At 55.3% G+C, this 17,377-nt stretch carries 23 protein-coding genes and 1 tRNA gene; 6 read left to right on the top strand and 18 right to left on the bottom strand.

What is annotated here, in order from left to right; genetic code table 11:
- Positions 1–3 precede the first annotated feature (3 nt).
- On the bottom strand, positions 4–1,068 hold the full coding sequence (gene queA, locus NVV94_RS05330) for a tRNA preQ1(34) S-adenosylmethionine ribosyltransferase-isomerase QueA (protein WP_258446191.1): 1,065 nt from the start codon (positions 1,066–1,068) through the stop codon (positions 4–6).
- 108 nt (positions 1,069–1,176) lie between these two features.
- Between queA and NVV94_RS05325 the strand changes: the two genes are divergently transcribed.
- Positions 1,177–1,261: transfer RNA gene (locus NVV94_RS05325), tRNA-Leu, on the top strand.
- Positions 1,262–1,522: 261 nt separating this feature from the next.
- On the top strand, positions 1,523–1,702 hold the full coding sequence (locus tag NVV94_RS05320) for a hypothetical protein (RefSeq protein ID WP_258446190.1): 180 nt from the start codon (positions 1,523–1,525) through the stop codon (positions 1,700–1,702).
- Here the strand turns inward: NVV94_RS05320 and NVV94_RS05315 are convergent.
- From NVV94_RS05315 to NVV94_RS05270, 10 genes are all read right to left on the bottom strand, one after another.
- Positions 1,699–2,346 (bottom strand): hypothetical protein, encoded by a 648-nt coding sequence (locus NVV94_RS05315; RefSeq protein WP_258446189.1) that lies wholly within the window; start codon positions 2,344–2,346, stop codon positions 1,699–1,701. The genes NVV94_RS05320 and NVV94_RS05315 overlap by 4 nt on opposite strands.
- A complete protein-coding gene (locus tag NVV94_RS05310; RefSeq protein ID WP_258446188.1) occupies positions 2,347–2,553 on the bottom strand; it encodes a hypothetical protein in 207 nt (68 codons plus the stop codon).
- Between the two features lie 487 nt (positions 2,554–3,040).
- Entirely contained in the window at positions 3,041–3,232 is a 192-nt protein-coding gene (locus tag NVV94_RS05305) for a hypothetical protein (RefSeq protein WP_258446187.1), read from the bottom strand.
- Between the two features lie 4 nt (positions 3,233–3,236).
- On the bottom strand, positions 3,237–3,620 hold the full coding sequence (locus NVV94_RS05300; RefSeq protein WP_258446186.1) for a hypothetical protein: 384 nt from the start codon (positions 3,618–3,620) through the stop codon (positions 3,237–3,239).
- 3 nt (positions 3,621–3,623) lie between these two features.
- The gene (locus tag NVV94_RS05295; RefSeq protein WP_258446185.1) at positions 3,624–4,541 is read right to left on the bottom strand and encodes a hypothetical protein; all 918 of its coding nucleotides are present in this window, start codon (positions 4,539–4,541) and stop codon (positions 3,624–3,626) included.
- Positions 4,542–4,544: 3 nt separating this feature from the next.
- Positions 4,545–4,832 (bottom strand): hypothetical protein, encoded by a 288-nt coding sequence (locus tag NVV94_RS05290; protein ID WP_258446184.1) that lies wholly within the window; start codon positions 4,830–4,832, stop codon positions 4,545–4,547.
- Between the two features lie 3 nt (positions 4,833–4,835).
- Complete coding sequence (locus NVV94_RS05285; protein ID WP_258446183.1) at positions 4,836–5,303, bottom strand: hypothetical protein; 468 nt, start codon at positions 5,301–5,303, stop codon at positions 4,836–4,838.
- Between the two features lie 6 nt (positions 5,304–5,309).
- Positions 5,310–5,792, bottom strand: a complete 483-nt coding sequence (locus NVV94_RS05280) for a hypothetical protein (RefSeq protein WP_258446182.1) — start codon at positions 5,790–5,792, stop codon at positions 5,310–5,312.
- Positions 5,793–5,892: 100 nt separating this feature from the next.
- A complete protein-coding gene (locus NVV94_RS05275; RefSeq protein ID WP_258446181.1) occupies positions 5,893–6,300 on the bottom strand; it encodes a hypothetical protein in 408 nt (135 codons plus the stop codon).
- Positions 6,301–6,398: 98 nt separating this feature from the next.
- Positions 6,399–6,716 (bottom strand): hypothetical protein, encoded by a 318-nt coding sequence (locus NVV94_RS05270; RefSeq protein WP_258446180.1) that lies wholly within the window; start codon positions 6,714–6,716, stop codon positions 6,399–6,401.
- Between the two features lie 871 nt (positions 6,717–7,587).
- Between NVV94_RS05270 and NVV94_RS05265 the strand changes: the two genes are divergently transcribed.
- Entirely contained in the window at positions 7,588–7,794 is a 207-nt protein-coding gene (locus tag NVV94_RS05265; protein ID WP_258446179.1) for a hypothetical protein, read from the top strand.
- Between the two features lie 186 nt (positions 7,795–7,980).
- Here NVV94_RS05265 and NVV94_RS05260 read toward each other — a convergent pair whose 3' ends face one another.
- From NVV94_RS05260 to NVV94_RS05235, 6 genes are all read right to left on the bottom strand, one after another.
- Positions 7,981–8,310: a hypothetical protein gene (locus NVV94_RS05260; protein ID WP_258446178.1), complete on the bottom strand. Its 330-nt coding sequence runs from the start codon at positions 8,308–8,310 to the stop codon at positions 7,981–7,983.
- Positions 8,311–8,482: 172 nt separating this feature from the next.
- Complete coding sequence (locus NVV94_RS05255) at positions 8,483–11,161, bottom strand: phage/plasmid primase, P4 family (RefSeq protein WP_258446177.1); 2,679 nt, start codon at positions 11,159–11,161, stop codon at positions 8,483–8,485.
- Positions 11,162–11,273: 112 nt separating this feature from the next.
- A complete protein-coding gene (locus NVV94_RS05250; RefSeq protein WP_258446176.1) occupies positions 11,274–11,492 on the bottom strand; it encodes a hypothetical protein in 219 nt (72 codons plus the stop codon).
- A gap of 3 nt (positions 11,493–11,495) precedes the next feature.
- The gene (locus tag NVV94_RS05245) at positions 11,496–11,690 is read right to left on the bottom strand and encodes an AlpA family transcriptional regulator (RefSeq protein ID WP_258446175.1); all 195 of its coding nucleotides are present in this window, start codon (positions 11,688–11,690) and stop codon (positions 11,496–11,498) included.
- 133 nt (positions 11,691–11,823) lie between these two features.
- Positions 11,824–12,384, bottom strand: a complete 561-nt coding sequence (locus NVV94_RS05240; protein WP_258446174.1) for a hypothetical protein — start codon at positions 12,382–12,384, stop codon at positions 11,824–11,826.
- Positions 12,381–13,646, bottom strand: coding sequence for an integrase family protein (locus NVV94_RS05235; protein ID WP_258446173.1), 1,266 nt, complete (start codon positions 13,644–13,646; stop codon positions 12,381–12,383). Before NVV94_RS05235 ends, NVV94_RS05240 begins: the two co-directional genes overlap by 4 nt.
- A gap of 584 nt (positions 13,647–14,230) precedes the next feature.
- Here NVV94_RS05235 and NVV94_RS05230 point away from each other — a divergent pair.
- A complete protein-coding gene (locus tag NVV94_RS05230) occupies positions 14,231–14,509 on the top strand; it encodes a DUF3077 domain-containing protein (protein WP_258446172.1) in 279 nt (92 codons plus the stop codon).
- A 23-nt stretch (positions 14,510–14,532) separates the two neighbouring features.
- Here the strand turns inward: NVV94_RS05230 and NVV94_RS05225 are convergent, their stop codons facing one another.
- Complete coding sequence (locus tag NVV94_RS05225) at positions 14,533–14,901, bottom strand: PH domain-containing protein (protein ID WP_258446171.1); 369 nt, start codon at positions 14,899–14,901, stop codon at positions 14,533–14,535.
- Positions 14,902–15,207: 306 nt separating this feature from the next.
- Here NVV94_RS05225 and NVV94_RS05220 point away from each other — a divergent pair, with 306 nt between their 5' ends.
- Together NVV94_RS05220 and NVV94_RS05215 are read left to right on the top strand one after the other, a co-directional pair.
- On the top strand, positions 15,208–16,632 hold the full coding sequence (locus NVV94_RS05220; RefSeq protein WP_258446170.1) for a PAAR domain-containing protein: 1,425 nt from the start codon (positions 15,208–15,210) through the stop codon (positions 16,630–16,632).
- Entirely contained in the window at positions 16,629–17,015 is a 387-nt protein-coding gene (locus tag NVV94_RS05215; RefSeq protein ID WP_258446169.1) for a hypothetical protein, read from the top strand. The genes NVV94_RS05220 and NVV94_RS05215 overlap by 4 nt, the downstream gene beginning before the upstream one ends.
- Positions 17,016–17,377: the final 362 nt, after the last annotated feature.

The following is a 17,377-nucleotide window of genomic DNA, read 5'->3' as shown; positions in this document are numbered from 1 at the left end:
GGGTCATGCTGGATCCTCGGGCGCGATTTCCTTGGGGGCTTGCGGCGCCGGATTGCGGGTGATGAACATCGCATCACCGTAACTGAAGAAGCGGTAGCCGTTTTCCACCGCAGCCTTGTAGGCCGCCATGGTCTCGGGATAACCGGCGAAGGCCGAGACCAGCATCAACAGCGTGGACTCCGGCAAATGAAAGTTGGTGACCAGGGCGTCGACCACATGAAACGGCCGTCCCGGGAAAATAAAGATATCGGTGTCGCCGCTGAACGGCTTGAGCACACCGTCGCGTGCTGCGCTTTCCAGCGAACGCACGCTGGTAGTGCCTACTGCCACCACTCGGCCGCCGCGCTCACGGCAAGCAGCCACGGCATCGACCACGTCCTGACCGACTTCCAGCCACTCTTTATGCATGTGGTGGTCTTCGAGACGCTCCACGCGCACCGGCTGAAAGGTCCCGGCCCCCACGTGCAGGGTAACGAACGCCATCTCGACGCCCTTGGCCTTGATCGCCGCCAGCAGCTCGTCATCGAAATGCAGCCCGGCGGTCGGCGCCGCCACCGCACCGGAGCGCTCGGCATAGACCGTCTGGTAACGCTCACGGTCGGCGCCTTCGTCGGGGCGGTCTATATAAGGCGGCAACGGCATATGGCCGATGCGGTCGAGCAGCGGCAGCACTTCTTCAGAGAAGCGCAGCTCGAACAAGGCATCATGGCGCGCGACCATTTCAGCCTCACCACCGCCCTCGAGCAGAATCTGCGAGCCCGGCTTGGGCGACTTGCTCGAACGCACATGGGCCAGCACCCGATGGCTGTCGAGCACGCGCTCCACCAGAATCTCCAGCTTGCCGCCGGAGGCCTTCTGGCCAAACAAACGCGCCGGAATCACCCGGGTATTGTTGAACACCATCAGATCGCCAGGGCGCAAATGCTCCAGCAAATCAGTGAACTGACGGTGTGCCAGCGCCCCGCTCGGCCCATCCAGGGTCAGCAGGCGGCTGCTATGGCGCTCGGCCAAAGGGTGGCGAGCGATCAGGGAATCAGGGAGCTCAAAGGCAAAATCGGCGACGCGCATGATGGGGTTCGGTTCGACAGGGCCGCAAAGTTTAGCGGAAATAGTAAAAATTGACCATGAAACCTGTTGACCAACGGTAAGCTCATCTCTAAACTTCGCCGCCAGCAAGCCCTGATGGCGGAATTGGTAGACGCGGCGGATTCAAAATCCGTTTTCGAAAGGAGTGGGAGTTCGAGTCTCCCTCGGGGCACCAAACAGCAGTAACTGAGAGACCTCTACCAGCCTCTCAGCAAAAAAACCGGCCGATTGAGCCGGTTTTTTTATGCCTGCAATTCTCCAGAACCCCATACAAAACAAGGGCCTACAGTTGTGTAGACACTTGGCGGGTTACTCTAGGGTTACACCGAAGTCACCAGCGGCTGGTGAGGGTACTGGTCGGGGTGTAGGATGGAAACCGCGCCGATTTACTTCCCAATTGCAGGGCGCCCAATACTGCTAAAGCGGAGACTGCACCATGCTCATCATCCTCGACGACACAGACCTGTCAGTCTTCAGCCATCCGGCCCTTGATCTGGTGACCGGCCAACTCATCGACCTGAACCCGGAACCCGATCCACAGATGGATCTGTTTCCGGATGAACCAGCGCAAAATCCACCGCAGCATAGCCCTGCGAGCGAACTGGATTTCACCTAACGCGGTTTCCGGAAGCGTTGCCCATTGATCGTGATCGACTGTGCAGGGCTGGGCCGGACAGGACCGGGGCCACACTGCTCTGCACTCGAACCAATGTAGTTTGTCAGGTTGGCTTCCTTGGTCTGGCGTATCAGTCTCTGGTCAGCGCGCTCTTCATCGGACAGGTGTAGCTCACTGGCCCAACGTTCACGCTCGGGATCTTCGATGGGTTCAGGTGATAGCAAGGGCATGCTGTCGGGTATGGCATCAGGTGGCTGCCAGTGTGGGTTGCAGGCTTCCTGCGGTGTCACTGTCGCCACCGGCTCCCGCTCTTTGAGTGCATAAGCAGCCTTGGACAAGGCAAAGGCGATTCTGCGAGCCGCTTCAAATTCACCGTCGATGTTTACCTGCACATTGGTCTGGATATCGACGGCATCATCTTTTTGTGGCGCGGGCATCAACCGGGACAGACAGTCGCGGATGAAGGCTTCGGGTCGGGTCTTGGCGTAGTCGAGGAGAAAGGCTGCACCGCCCATGGCTTGGTACACCGCCAAAATGTCGTTGGCGATTTCGCCCGTGATTAATTGCCGCTGGTTTTTATCCAAGCTGCCTTTAATCCGGCCGCCGGTTTTGACACAGCCCTTTGGACGGCCTCGGGTAGCCATTCACACATCCTCACCCGCATGCGTGGGCAGGGCCAGGATCGAGTCCAGCGCACCGTCAGCCTTATAGTTGAGGTGTACCGTCATCGCCCGCCTAGGTTTGCGGTGAGATACCGGTACAATCTGGGTCATCGCATGAAACAGCGCTTCCAGTTCGCCGAAGGCTTCGCCCAAGTCGCCGTTCGCCTTGTTGCTATACAAAATGGTCATGTTCGTGTCCTCCTATTAAATCCTCATGCTGGCGTTATGGACATGGCCATGATGCGGCCAAGTTCGTCACGTTGAGTTACCCGTAGTTCAGCGGGCGTTGGCTTTGATGCTGGCGGTAGGGATGTACTGGATGGCACTGGCGTTATGGACATGGTCGCGATGCGCCCGTTTTCGTCTCGCTGGGTGACCTTGAGTATTGCGGGCACCGGCTTTGATGCGGGCGGCACTGGCGCGGGGGGCTGCATCAGTCGTTGCTGTTCCCGCTGCTTTTGCAGTTCCTCGGCAACGCGCTGCTGCACCGTACTGTCAATTAGCTGTTGAATAGCAGCGCCAAGACCGGAAACGTCAACCGGGGCGGGTGGGGGTTCCGGTAGCTCGATACCCAGTTGGCGGGCTCGTCGCATAAGCGCGCCGAGCGTTGGATGCGTACTTGTCGGCGCTGGGGGCTGTTCTTGCCGCTGGGGCATGGGCGCATTAAAATCAAAACTCATGATAGTAACAACCTCGCCTGCGATATAAGGTTTTCTGCCTTGACTTGCATACCGCCATGCCATGGCTGGTGGTCGATCAGGTCATTCAACTTTGCCAGCAACTGCTCATGCCCGCCAATTAAAGCGAGTGCATCACGGGTCTCGATGGTTTCGATAACCAAAGGATGTGGATTGCGAATGCTGTCCATTTTATTAACCCTCGGATAAACCTAATTTAAGAGTACGCACGGCTCCTTGAGCTACAGCAGTTCCCGCCGTGGTCTTGGACACCAGCATCAATTTCTGGACACCGGAAAGGATCGCGGAATCGAACACCAGCAAGCGACTGGCTGTAGTGTTAAAGACCAAGTGATCGCCGGTCGTGGTGAACACAGAAAGGAATTCGGTACTGCCGTCGAGGACGGCTTTAAATCCCAGCCCCGCATCAGTCCACCCGCCAGTGCTCATTGCGATAGCGCTTAGCTTCAAGCCGGTCAGATTTATAATGTCTGACTCGCCTGCGGCATTGGTGCTGATATCCACCGTGGCAAAGGTACGGGTGGAAGGTCTTGGGTTTACGGGTTGTGTGACTGCCATGATTTAGTTACCTCCATCACGGATATTAATAAGCGTCCGGTAGCGCGCTTGCAGTTGCGGGTCAGCGAGATATTTTTTACGCTCGTGTTTCATTGCGTGTTCGATTGACGCTATCTCGTTGGCGACCGCCCCGCCTGATGTGGGCAGGGAACCACTACCGATGGCACTGTTAAACAATAATTCCATTGCTTGAACGGTGTTGAGCAAAACCCCGACATTGGATATCTGGGTAAGGTGCGCCTGATCTCTGGCGGGTAAACCATTAAAATAATCTTGGATGACTTGGATGTTTGCTTCGTAGGAAGTGCCCCAGCGTTTACGCAAAACGACTTCCGTATCCATCTTTGTGCGTTCATTGCGCCGGTGAAGTTCGGCCCATTCCACATCGGTCAAGTCATCCTCAGAAGAGGTTGCGCGTCCCTGCGCTGGAGCACTGCCTTGGCTGCCACCAAGTCGTTTTGTGGCTTCACCCAGCCACCAAAGGCTATTGGAAATAAATTCCTGGCTGGCACCGACCTTTGCCATGGCATTGCCGAAGCTGTTGGCCACCGGGTCGCTGGCTTGATCGTGCAGATCATAACTGTGCCGCTTTTGCTCTTGCCGTGGTTGCATAGCAGTCTGATGAAACCAGCTTGTGGCCGCGCTCGACCACTTGAACGGGTGGCCCAGTCGGCTCATGTCGCCCTGGTAAATCCCGCTGATTTCACCCAATACCTGCTCGACCTGCTGTTGTGTCGCACCGGCTGGCATCAGTTCGCCAAACAGGCGTATTGGACCGGACCCTTGGTGGGCGGCTATTTCCTGCGGGCTCAACACATCAACGTCGGTATTGCCCCAATTGTCGGCGCTGGGTGATAACGGCGGGCTGGGGCTATAGGGCTGAAGTTCGCCGGGTTCGTAAATATCAATATCAGTGCTCATGTCTTAATCCCAGTAGCCGGTCAGCATTACTTTGTTATCCGCGAAACTCAGGACACCGTTCACATTGGAAAACGTGATCGAACTGCCAGCGGTCACAGTGTCCAGACCGATGTCCCGCAGCTTCTGCCGGAATAATCCCAATATCGGCTCGTCCAGGCCACCGTGCATGGCAACAGCCAAACGGTCGGTGATAGTGTTCCAGTTACCGTGGATTTCACCGTCACTGGTGTTGCTGACCAACTCTTGGATGGCGTATAGGACAGTGCCGGGGGTATGGGCGGGGCCGATCATAATTTAATTCCTCGCTACCAAGGCGCGCATTAGATGCCACGGTCTGGAGCATTGGCGGTGGAGGTGTACACCGGACACCGGGTTGTTATAAATATCCAGTTCAGGTTTTAACGCATCGGTAAAACCTTTTTCATCCTGCCAACAAAAGGCGCAGCAATCAGGGGATGGTGGCCGTCTTGCCAGTAAACGTTTAGCCACTTCGGGGTCAGCCGTAACCGCCAAGCAGATAAGCCGCCATGATTGGTTACGGTCGGCACTGCGCCACAAGGCGGTTTCCCATTCCGACTCCAAGGTCTTTTGCGTGGACTCTTTTATCAGAAAGTTCCTGATCTGGTCAGCATCGGGGGCCGCTGTGCCAATGCTATAAGCTATTAATTCTATTAGCTTTTCCAGGGTTACACGGAGCGCTATGAAGTGCCGTGCGGTGAACTGGATGTGCGCCAGTAAAATGAGTTGCTGTTCGAGTGTCATGGCGAATCACCGCAGCGTGGCACTGCCGAGAAGTTCAGCGAGCGCTGCATCGCGGGAGGGTTGTCCCTGAGTCATCAGCACGCCATCACACAATCTTTTGCAGCAATATCCACCCGTGCCATTTTCGATTGGACCGGCGAAGAAAATTTCATATCCGGGCGGAAGTCCGGCTTCGGATACCAGCAAGGCAGGGAGTGGGTAATAGTTCAGCAACTGCACATTGCAATAGCCCCGGCCTGCATCCAGAACCAAGAGTTCGGCATAAGCGGACCCGTCCGCCCAAATGGCGTTAACTCTGTCGTACCGATTAAACAAATCGGAGACCACAGCCCAAACGCCGGACAGGACCAGCATTTCCTTGGTGGTGCCGCGCTCGATAATTGCGGACCAGTCATTGTTTCTTGATGCGTGAAAGGTTACGGCAGAGCGCACCAATGACTTGATCTTGGGTGCTGGCGCTTCTACTTGATCCTGAAGGTCTTTGGCCACGATGGGTATCTCCGATCACATGGGTAGTAATCGGGTACTCCGATTACAGGTAGTAATCGAAGCATGGACCGGCCTTATCGGTGATTGTGCCGGTTCTTATTTAGAACCCGTCGAATTCATAGGCGAAACGACGAACGGTTTCCTCATCGATGGTTATTTTCTTCTTGGCGAAGTACTGATCCATCAGGGTGGAAGTCCAATGACAACGTTCTTCTTTCTTAAGACGGGCCTTCTTGGCCTCTATGGCTTCATCCACCAGTGCTTTGCACTTGGCGGTCGCGCGCTTGTTGTTTTCGATGGTGAGTTTGCTTCTTTTGGCCGAATACCGACGTTTCTTCCACAGTGCCCTGTTGGCTGCCAGTGCTTCGTCGCGGATACCAGAAGGTGCGGATGCCAGTTCCTGCATGAGTAGCATCTGCTCGCCCAGTTCCACAGCGTCAGTCAGCGCTTCAAGATCACCATCGCGGACTCTATCGATCAAGGCGCTCAGTTCGTTCGTTGTGTTCATCGTTTACTTCCTCAAATATACCCCGGCAAGGCCGTAGGATCGCGTATAAGGCGTTTTCTCACCGCGCCCTTGTCATACCATTACTTTCCGCGCCTGTTTCACTGACGGTGCGATACTTCAGTCAAAGTATCGTGCATATCCTTCAACAGCCTATACCTTTCGGCCAGATCGACCTTGGGCTTATCAGGCTTCAAGGTATTCACCGCCGCATTCAGGCTCAGCTTGCCTGCTTCCACCGCCTTGACTACTTCAGGGGTGGCGTTCTTTGCTATCTGTTTGGCTACGCCTATTGAGCTAGTGGTTACATTCAACGCAGTCGCTGCCTGTTTATCCGCGTGGGCTTTCGTGATTTTTCGAGTTTCTCGATTTTCTGTGGAGCTACTAGCAGCGAGGTTAGACACCTTGACTGCAACCATAGCCCGCTGATTGTTAGTCAATTGACGCCGGTGCAGGTTCTTCGATAGCACAAAATCCAGTGGATCGTCGTCGGTGTACTCTACAAATTTAAGACCTAGACCGAGCTTGCGTGCAGCTTTATAACGGTTGCGGCCGTCGATGATGCGGCTTCAACACTGGTCATGACCATGTTCAGCTTCATACTTCCTCCGCAATAGGGCCTGCGACCTCCTGGGATGCGTTCAGGGACGTTTTGACCCCGGTGCCCATATCCTTAGTCACCTGCCACGTCTCCAAGAGCCTAACAGGCGGTCAAGGCATGGACAGTATTTGTCCATGCTACCTATACCGCTTTTGCATCTATTGGCGTCCTGCTTATTCATGTTTGTGGGGGTTAAAAGCCATCCATGTCACCCGCTTGTAACCCCATCAGCACCAGACCCATCTACACCGGGGCTTTCACATCCATAAACAGCGGATCAACGATCCGTTTCAGGGTGCAAACGTGCACCTTGAAGCCGCAAATTTACGCTTTGAAGTTACTGTACACATATCCAGCCTTTGACCCTTGTTAGTGGTAGGAATCCGTCCACTTACCACAACCATCATTCACCGCGCCCAGTGTTTACTGGGGGTTCAGGCTTCGGATGCGCTGCTGCCCGATGCAGAGGATGGGGTCAACTGATCGATCATTACTAATCAGTTGCCCGCCAGCATGGATGATGCACGGTCAAGCCACTTTGGCCTCTTTTGCCACATGCCTGTTCGGTTCCGATGTTCCTGCATGAAGCTGCTGTCTGGGCCCCGGCCTACTCGGGGACGCGACTCATACCGAAGCCGCCCTAGGGCTACAATCGACTTTGACGACCAGAAACACATGGACGCAGGGTAATGATTGATATGCTGAGTGAAGTGATATTCCGTGCTATTTGCTACCCCATTGGCTGGCCCATCGTGAGGTTAATAACGCTAGGCAAATATCCATCGAAAGGCTCGTGGTTTGCCTACACACCCGAATCGGAATGGACGTGTGGGGTGGGGTTAGTCGTTCTGGTGGTTGCCATGATGGCAGCTCTAAAACAGTTTGCATTTCCATAGGGGCAGTTAGCGACTGACCACAAGAGTCCGTTTAACGGTTAATGTCGCCCCGAGGGTCTGAAGGATCAATTGATCGAGCTTCAGTTAATCTAGGACTTCAATCATGCCTTCATTCGGTGCCAATAGAATCCATCTGGCCCCGGCCTGCGGGCGTTTAGGGCTTACGCTCAGTAATCTGTAAATTTTCTAATTCTGTATGTCCACTATAGGTTTTTTATCATTGTCAGGGGTTGACTCAGTTAGCAGCCGCTCAACCAGTTCGGCAAAGGTTTCGCCCTCAAGCAGCCGGGCGCGCAATTCATTAAAAATAGGCTCAGCCAATAAAACTTTAAATTCCCGGTATCCGGCTTCGAGTCTGCGGCGGAAAAAATTGCGCTGGTTAATAACGTGGGCAGATGGCTTTTTCGGAATGGTCGCTAAAACCCACGAGCCGCTAGCCAGCAGATTTGCCACATCCGCATCGGATAGCACCTCACGCGTCATATTACGCGGCGCCAATAGCTGTCCCTTTTTCATAATCACTACCTCGGTTTGATTGAGCCAGCGGCCCAAAGCTGCCCCCATCACCGCCGGGGCATGTTCAATGTTCAGTTTTGACCCCCATTTTCCTATTACCCCTCTAAGAAATGAGTTCTCGTGAAGGTGATAGGTGAAAAGGGGGGGGTAAACTGAACATTGAACACATTCACTACACCTCCCTGTCCAGTTTGGAGAGGACACTGAGCCCGGTGAAACACTCGCATTGCCGGGTGTTGCCCAACCATTGGATGCGCGCCCGCCCCTTGGTGATACCCGGCCGCTTTTCAACCGCATCGCAGAACCTCATTTTCGCAAGCGGGCGATAGCCACAAGCCAAAGCCCACTCTTTATAGTCGTCATAGGTGACGTCGCACGGCATGACCTGCTCGGGGCCGACCTTGCAGCACTCGCTGATGAACTGGCCGACGCGATCCTGTTCACTGCGGTACTCGGCCCCTGCGGCCAGGACGATATCCGGTGGCCTGAGTCCAGTCATGTACCACTGGACCGCGCCCCGTACGATCCAGGTCAGGATACCGGCCGCTTCCACCTTCAACGCCTCGTATAGATGATCGTCGCGCAGGTGATGGGCCAGACCCTGTTCTACTTCGAGCTTCGTCCCGAACGTCACGCCATACGGGATCAACATGACCCGGCGCCAGATCCCCAGGTCCTGCCCCCGGATCTGCGGCTTATGGTTGGTCAACAGGTTGAGGGTGTGGGTCGGTGAAAACTCGAAGAAGTCCTGGCGCATGTGCCGGGCCTTCAGCTTGTCGCTGCCGGTCGCCTGCTTGATCCTGTCCTCATTCAGCAGCGCGCCTTCGCCGGATTCATGCGCCGCTACCAGGCGCATGCCGAACAGGTCGGCAACCTCCGCCGGGTGCCGGTTCTGCCCACCATCCATCAGCAGCCCCGGCGCAGCCGTTCCCGCATAGGAACCAAGTACACCGCTGACCGTATCCAGCAGCAGTGACTTGCCGTTGGCGCCGTCACCGTGATGCACGGCGAATTTCTGTTCGCTGGTCACGCCGGTGGCGCCATAGCCGAACCAACGTTGAAAGAAGTCAACAAGGGCCTTGCTCCCACCGGCTATCTCGGACAGCACCCGCTTGAACGTGGGCGCCTCGGCCTTCGGGTCATAAGGAATGGGGATACAGTGGGTAATCAGGTCATCTTTGTCGTGCGGGTGCAGTTCACCCGTGCGCAGGTCGATGGTGCCGTTCGCCACGTTGAGTGCATAAGGGTCGCTGTCCAGGCTATCGGCTGGCACCGTCACCAGCCGCCGCAACAGGTTGAAGGCCGCGTTCAGGCGGTCCAACATTTCTGATTTGGTACTCCACTTGCGCAGGGCCCCGGCAACGGCCTTATTGCGATCACGTTCCTCATTACTGGTATACGGCTTGGTTTCCCACTCCGTGGCTTCGGCGTCGATCATGCTCGACAGGGTGCAGGTCAGCCGGAAGGCGGCCGGTTCATCCTCGCGCCAGTGCGTACCATCCCATACCCGCCATTTACCGGCCGTGTGGATAACGCTGCCGCCCACGGCTTTTTGCAGGCGCACCGCGTTGGCCTGATCGGTTATCAGGTGCTTGGCTTGCAGTGGTGCAACACCAGCGGGTTTTCCCTGGTTGTTGAAGTCCACCAGCTTGTTAACGTCCCAATCTGCCTGCTTCCCGGTTTCCTGCGCATATCGCGCCCCCAGCGCAGCCATGAATTCATTGGTTTTGCGCTCTGCGCAATGCCCGTGCAGGCAATGGATGTGCGCCTGGGCATACCCGCCTGTATGCGCCTGGTAATAAACAGTTTCACCCTCTCCGCCATCCATGGTGTGCTCATGTGCGTAAGGGCACTCGATATTGAATTTGCCGCCCCCTTGATCGCCGCGCACCATGTCCAGTTCGTTCAAGATGCGCAGTATAGGATCGTCGGTCTTGGCCGTTTCCAGCGGGGCTTTTGCCGTCCGCTGCTTTGCAGCGGTTGCCTGCACCGTCGAAGCTGAAAGCTTCGTGGGGGCCTGCGCCAGCATCACATCCACATCCACCGGCTGGCCGGTGAAGCGAAAATCCCCCGCCCCGTGCAAGGGGGTAAATAAAGGCTGTGCAGCCCCGTAGACCGATTGATCGAACTTTATCTTGTCTTTACCCAGCTCGGCCTCGATCAGCGCCTGTACGCCCTTGCCAAGTGCAACGTCCTCCTCTGGATCAGTCTCGCGGGTCTGCGCCAACACCACCCGAAAGCGTGGTGCCTCTTGCGTGTGGCTGCTCGTGGTATAGGCGAAGCCCTGATAACGCTTCAGATATTCCATCACCTTGTGCGCGGTCTCGGGGCAATCGACTCCATCGATGTCAAAAGGCAAAAAGCAGCGCCCTTGGGCCAACCGCTTTTGCCGCCACGTTGCTTCACCTGCATACTTTTCCGGGTTGTTGTGATACCCCTTGGCGAATGGCGCGCAGATGTAGATCTTGCCCTTCTCCGCGCTCCGATCATTCAATACGGCATCAGCCAAATCGTCGAAGCTGGCGACTTCGCGCTGGTCGGGGCAGTTGTCATACTTGCTTTCGCCGCGTGAAAAACTGATGGCAGCATTAATGCCCTCCATTAACGGGTTTTGCACCGGTTCATGGAAGGATTCAACAGGGTCGGGTTCTGGTTCTTTTTTGACTATCTCCAGCGTTTTGATCAGGCACCCTTCCAACCAGTGGGGGGGATCCCACGCCTGAAGGTCGCACAGCTGGTTAAGCCCCAATTCCCTCAGGAGTGATTGCGCTGCATGCTCGTTCGCCTCCATCAGTTCGTTAAAGCGCCTGATGATGCGGTCACGATCTTCCTCACAGTCGGTAATTTTCATCTTTAAACCCCATGTTGCTTTAATGCACACCGGGGTTTACGATTACCTCGGTTGCTTGCTGCTACCGCTTGAAACTCCCATCGCGTACTGTCTTCCGTGATGGGAGTTTTCTTTATTCCAAATCAATACACATTATCTTCTTGCCGAAGACTTCGGCGGCTTCTTCGAGTACCGCATTGCGCCCGCGCAGATAATCGCGGTGAATGGCCTTCGTCAACTTCGACGGCATATGGGGCTTCCACACGCAATCCATTTGCCCCGGATAAGGAATGGTCAGCGTGCAGGTGTACTTCTTGCCGACTTTAAAACTGCGAGTGATTGCTTCGTCCATGACTCACACCACTTCCGCAGGGCGCACAGTCTGCGATTCCAGGAACGCATCCAAATCGCGCCGCCAGTAATAAACCTTGCTGCCGACTTTTATATACGGAATAGGGAAGCGCTGGGTGCACCGCCAAGTATTCAGGGTGTTTTCAGTCACGCCGATATAGGCAGCAGTTGCTTTATGAGTCAGCCGTTCGTCTTGCATATCACACCTCACCGGAGCGAACTGCCGAGACATTCAGCAGTGCCAGTGAGAATATGATAAACGCGAACAAACTATATCGCAGGGTAGCCTTTTCTCAATCACTACCCTGAAACAGAAACAGGGTAGTAATTTCCTAATCACTACCCTGTTTCTGTTTCTTGAGGGCCTCGACCAGTTCGCCGCTGGCGATATGATCGTCTACTTCGAAGCGCCGGTGTACTTCCTTCAACTGCCGACGTACCTTCACCGAAAGTTCCGGCCCTTCGCGGTCCTCGCCGTCTGCCAAGGACATTTGGAAAAGTTCGGCTTCGATCAGCCCCTTCATGTCCCAATAAATCTGCTGGATACGATCAGCACTAAGAACGGGTTTTTGTTTTTTGCCGACAACATCAAATGCACCCTCCTTCTTGTCACTTACCCTAAGCGGCATGCCCCGCTGGTTCAACTCCCACACTTCCCACGCGATTGCGTAGTCACGCTCGAAGTGGGTGTTCTTGCCAAGGTGCAACTCATCGTTCGCCTTGCGCCCGGATGCGATCTGCTTGAATGCCGTAGCGAAGTATTTGGCCACCACTTCCGGTGGAACTTCACCCCGCTCAAGGCATTCGGCCAGATAGCGCAGCAGCTTCCGTGCTGCCACATCGCTGCCTGCCTTTGCTGCTTCTATGGAGAGAGCAAACCATGGGTTTTTCACGACGCGGCCCCCCGGATCGGCACCACGTTGTCAGAGGCGATTGCTTCGATGAAGTCACTGATTTTTTGCCAAGCCTCGCGCAACGTCTCTTTCAGCTTTCTGATGTAATTGGTGTCGGTGATATCGCTTTTCTGTTTGTGGTTCATCAGTCGCTTCAGCGTGGAAGCCGACGTCAATTCGTCGGCAATGCTGGCGAACAGACTGCGCAGCATTTTGGGTACGAACGGGATACCAGTCGTGGCCGACAGTTCATGGGCCAGTGCGTTCGCTTGCGCCGGGGTGACGTTGAACAAAGGCTCAGTCGCTACCTTGCCTGCGGCATTCCGTTGGGCGATAGCCAACGCTTGTGTCGAAAGCAGCAACAGGTGGCTGGATCTGTTTTTGGTGTCGATCAGCTTGATCTCGCCGTTGACCAGATCACCGGCCAGTACCTTCAACGGTTCGCCGGGACGGCAGCCGGTCAATAGCAGGAAGGCCAAGTAGTCGGTCACGGGTGACGGCGGTAGCGCATGCAATGCCCGCCACCATTCACCTAGATGATTCAGCAGGTGCTCGACCGGCTCGGTTTCACTGACACCGGCCGGCTCTATGTAGATGCGCCCCGCTTCGGGGGTTTCCGTACTGAAGGGATCCTGCGGGATCTTGACGGCATAAAAGTGCAGGATCGCCTTCAACGTCTGCATCGCGTAGAAGGCCTGACGCCTGCTATGGCACTTGAGGTTTTCATCATGCACCGCCTTTATATCGGCGGCACCGATCCCGTAAATCGATTTGCCGGCCAGCCGCGCCAGTGCTCCTCCTTTGGTGCGCTTGCCCGTCGCCGTCAACCGAGGGGGCTTGAGCATGGCCAGATAGTCGTCAACCGTGCGTGCCTTCAGTGGTAGCTTGTCGGTGCGTCTCCTTTTATCGGCGACGTACTGGTCTACCGCTTCCGCCAGCGTCAGGGACTTGGCCTTGTCCTCGCGCTTGGCAGCGCTCGGACTCTGGCCTTCGGCAATCTGGTGGATGATCGCCTTCGCTTGCCGCCTTGCTTGGTCGATGCCTGTGATTGGGTAAGGGTGTTCGCCGACTTTCACCCGTTCGGGTTTGCCGTTCACCCTCTGGAAGACGTAGAAGGTCTTGGTGCCGTTCGATGTGACGCGAAGTTGCAAGCCGATCACTTGGGTGTCGTGGTAGGTAACGCGCTCGCCAGCTTCGGGTAGGGGCAGCGCATTCAACGTGACCACGGTGAAATTCAACTTGAGAGAGGGTGCCCGTTTCATCGGAGTTACCTCCTTGGGGTTACGTCGGGTTCACGTTGTAGCCGTAACCCAGTCAATTTCAGTGTAACCCCATAAAGCGCTGGAAGCCGCTAAATCACTAGACCGTATAGATTTATTAAACTAGGTGAAACCGGCTAAAACAGTATTCCAGCGGCCGATTGAGCCGGTTTTTTTATGCCTGCAATCTCAAGCCCCACTCCGCACTCTGTGGGAGCGGGCTTGCCCGCGATGAGGCCCGCCCCATCACCAGAAATTCCAAATTCACACCTCAATCCTCACCAATTCGCACTGCTTTTGCACCCGTATCCGCCTTGTTGTCACCCACTCGTCACGCTAACCTACGCCGTCGCTGCACATCAGCGATACGGGCTTGGCGGCCCGTGACAAAAGGCGCAACTCTATCTATTTACCATTTGTGGACGCATTCTTCGTGTCCGCAATGCCGAGTTATGACGGGTTGCGCAGGGACTTCTTCGGAAGTGCTGGGTTCCTTTTGTCCCGGTCCGCCAACCTTGCGTAATCCGTCACCCTTCCCTGCTTGGCGGCAGACGGTGATGGTCCTCTCTACAAAAGGAGCTCCACCAATGACCGAACTAACGGACATAAAAACCCTCGGCACCACCACCTTCGGCCGCTGTGGCCAAGGCACCCAACGACTCTTCCGCATCACCCCCGACATCCCCGCCATTCAAGCCCTTGAACACGCCTCCAACCTGCAGGACTGCGCAAACAAACTGGCGGCACAACTGGCCATGGGCGAAGGCTGCGCACAAACGGCATGGTCGACTTTCTATCTCGGAGAAATGGCCAAGGCCATTATCGATGACATGACTGCAACGCTGTCTCGTTTCGAAAATCATTAGCCTTTGGGCAGCCTGAGTCCAACTCAGAGCAGATGTTTGGATATGTACTTCGAAATTTCTACAATCGACGTCTTTCCGGTAAATTCGAACTTAACTTTTCCCAGCGACGAAAAGTATATTTCCAGCTCAGAGTCCAGGTCAAAAGTTCCAGATGTCTCCACGGAGTAGGCGACGATGTTTTTGTAGGGAAGGGAGGTGAAGTCTTTTTTGCTTCCGGTAATACCTTGCACGTTTACCGAGATGATTCGCTTGTTGGTAAATACCACGCCATCGCGCATGGATTTATAGGAGTCGATTACCTCCTCCCCCTCCAGCAGCAGAGAAGTGACTCGCTCTGCGTACTCATCGTTCTGCTTCAGATTGAAAAATCCTTTGTTGTTAAAATCAATCATTTGCCACTCCTTGTTTTAATAGTCACATTCCAGAATTATGAAAACTACTGCCGGCTATTGTTTCCACATCGACTACTGACTGTAAACCCTTTGTTACCTGATCGATTCACCAGCATTTCGTACATCCCACCCGACCCCGAAGTTCTGGCTCCCCCTCCCAGTGTTGTCCGTTACCGAGCTGATAATTCCTACCATTTTTCCCACAGAATCTTGGGAAATTTCCGATTTACTCTCGATCCCCTTGTATTGAGTCTAAGGCCTGGCACTTGGCCCTGACTCAGCTCATTCGTACAAGGAGTTCAATCTATGGCAGACGGACATTTCATTCGCCTGGGTGATAAGACCACCTGCGGTGGCACGGTTCAGGAAGCAGATACACGTGTCATGATGTTTGGTATCGCCCATGCTCGTGAAGGTGACCGGGTCACCTGCGGGAAGGATGGAAAGACCTACGTCATCTCTGGCGGGGTTCCCTACATCAACAGTCATGGAAGACTCGTGGCCGGCACGCTGGACAGCGTCAGCACTTGCCCCTGCAAAGCCACACTGATCCCCTCGTTCTTCAAGTCCACCTACGAGTCAAGCCGAAACGCTGCACCGCCAGCCACCCGAACAGCCGCTCAACCGGCTGCCCCAGCCGCAAGCAACCCCTCGACAGCGCCACGTCATTCCAGTTTCGCTCCCCCAACGAGCCATCCAGCACCAACGGTATTCGGTAGCGCAGTGGCCCAGGAACCGGGCTTCTACATCGTGCCCCATACCATGTCCGGCGAGCAGGTCCTGAGCCAGCTCAATCCATACCCCGCTGCGCAATTGATCAATCGAATCAAGCAGCTCAATCCCTCCTTTGGCCACGGCTTCAAGGCTGGCGAACTCTTCGTCCTCGGCGACCCGTACAACCCCATGGCCTGTACCCGCGAGGAAGCCGCCATGATGGCAGCGGCCACGCAAGTGCGCGAAGCCTTGGCGCCACTGAGCGAAGAAGAGGCCAACTTCATGGCGCGCCATCTCGCCGAAATTGCACTCCTCACCGGTGGTGCGAGCGAAGCGCTGGGCGTCGGCAAGGATATGCTGGACAAGGGGCTCAAGCAGGTCGAAGGCACCCTGCGCAGTCTCGAGCTTTTGCATCAACGGGAATTCCTGGCCCATGGTCACCTGCGAAGCAAGGCGTTCTTCGATACGCGCAGTCAGCTATACAGCCAACTCGATGCCCAGCTGAAAACCGCCTTCCTCAACAAGCAACTCGACCTCGGCAGTTACGACAGCCTGCGTCGCGACCTCGGCATTTCCACCGGTAGCCCGGTGCATCACTGGAGCCGTGCCGGAGCCTCCGGGCAAATTCTCGGGTATGCCACGTATATGGAGCAGATCGCCAAGGCTGCCAAGTACCTGAAGTATGGTGGCTATATTGGCGTCGGATTGGGTGCGGCTTCGTCTTACTTGAAAGTCCAGGAGGTATGTCGTGCGGGAGAAACGCAGGAATGCAAAAAAATCCGTTTCACCGAAACCGGCAGCTTTGCAGTGGGGTTGGGCGGCGGAGCAGTGATAGGAGGCTTGGGAAGCCTGGCAGCACCACATATCTGCGCGGCCATCGGCTTGGGTACGGGTGGCATTGGCGGGGTCGTCTGTGTCCTAGTGGTAGTTGGTGGCGCCTCGTACTTTGGCGGTGCTGGCGGTGGTGCGACTGGCGAACGGGCAGGTGAATTTTTATATGAGCAAACTCAGCCATGAGTGGTTTTTGGCATTCTTGGTGGGCATTCGCCTTTCTGCTAGTCCCTTTGGTGATCGGCCTGTCTGGCATGGCAGTTCTTGCCTATATCACTTACCGCTACTACGACAGGATAATCACGGCGTTTCCCAATAGCCGTGGCGTTCGGACCTACAACCGGCTTTGGTCGGGCTTTGGTTTCTCTTCACGTTGTAGTCAGGTCGCCAACACCGCTAGCTTTGTGCTTTGGCCGAAGATTCAAGTTCGACGCGGCGAGCTTGATCCCGAGGAAGTTCGCAACTTTCCCGCCGAAATCAAGCGGCTTATGGCTATTTCAGTCTGTCTCATGTCGATTGGTGGGGTGTGGTTTCTGTTGGCGGTTGGCTTGCTCAAGTTATCTGAATAGATGGTTCAGGTCGCCATGCTCCCAGCACCGGAAGCATGGCGGCTTTTTCGCTTGGGCGAAAACGTAGGAGGAGAGTGGATGGGAGACTTCATTTTCGGGACGCTTAATCCATGACAGCATTTGGAGTTCTTGGTGGGCTTTTGCCTTTATGCTAGCTCCCTTCGTGATCGGTCTTTCGGGCATGGCGATAGGCGCTTACACAACGCATCACGACCTGGAGAGAATGAAAACCGTTTTCCCCAAAAGCATTTGCGTTGCTAGTAGCATGCGACTATGGGCAGGCTTCAGTTTTTCTTCTCGCATGATGCAAACCAGCGTTATCGCAGGTGCAGTGTTATGGCCAAAGCCACTTCTTAAACTCG

The organism is Pseudomonas sp. LS1212 (genome assembly GCF_024741815.1).
Lineage (GTDB): Bacteria > Pseudomonadota > Gammaproteobacteria > Pseudomonadales > Pseudomonadaceae > Aquipseudomonas.
Note: the sequence above shows the minus strand (reverse complement) of the source record. Positions and strands in the feature narration are given on the sequence as shown.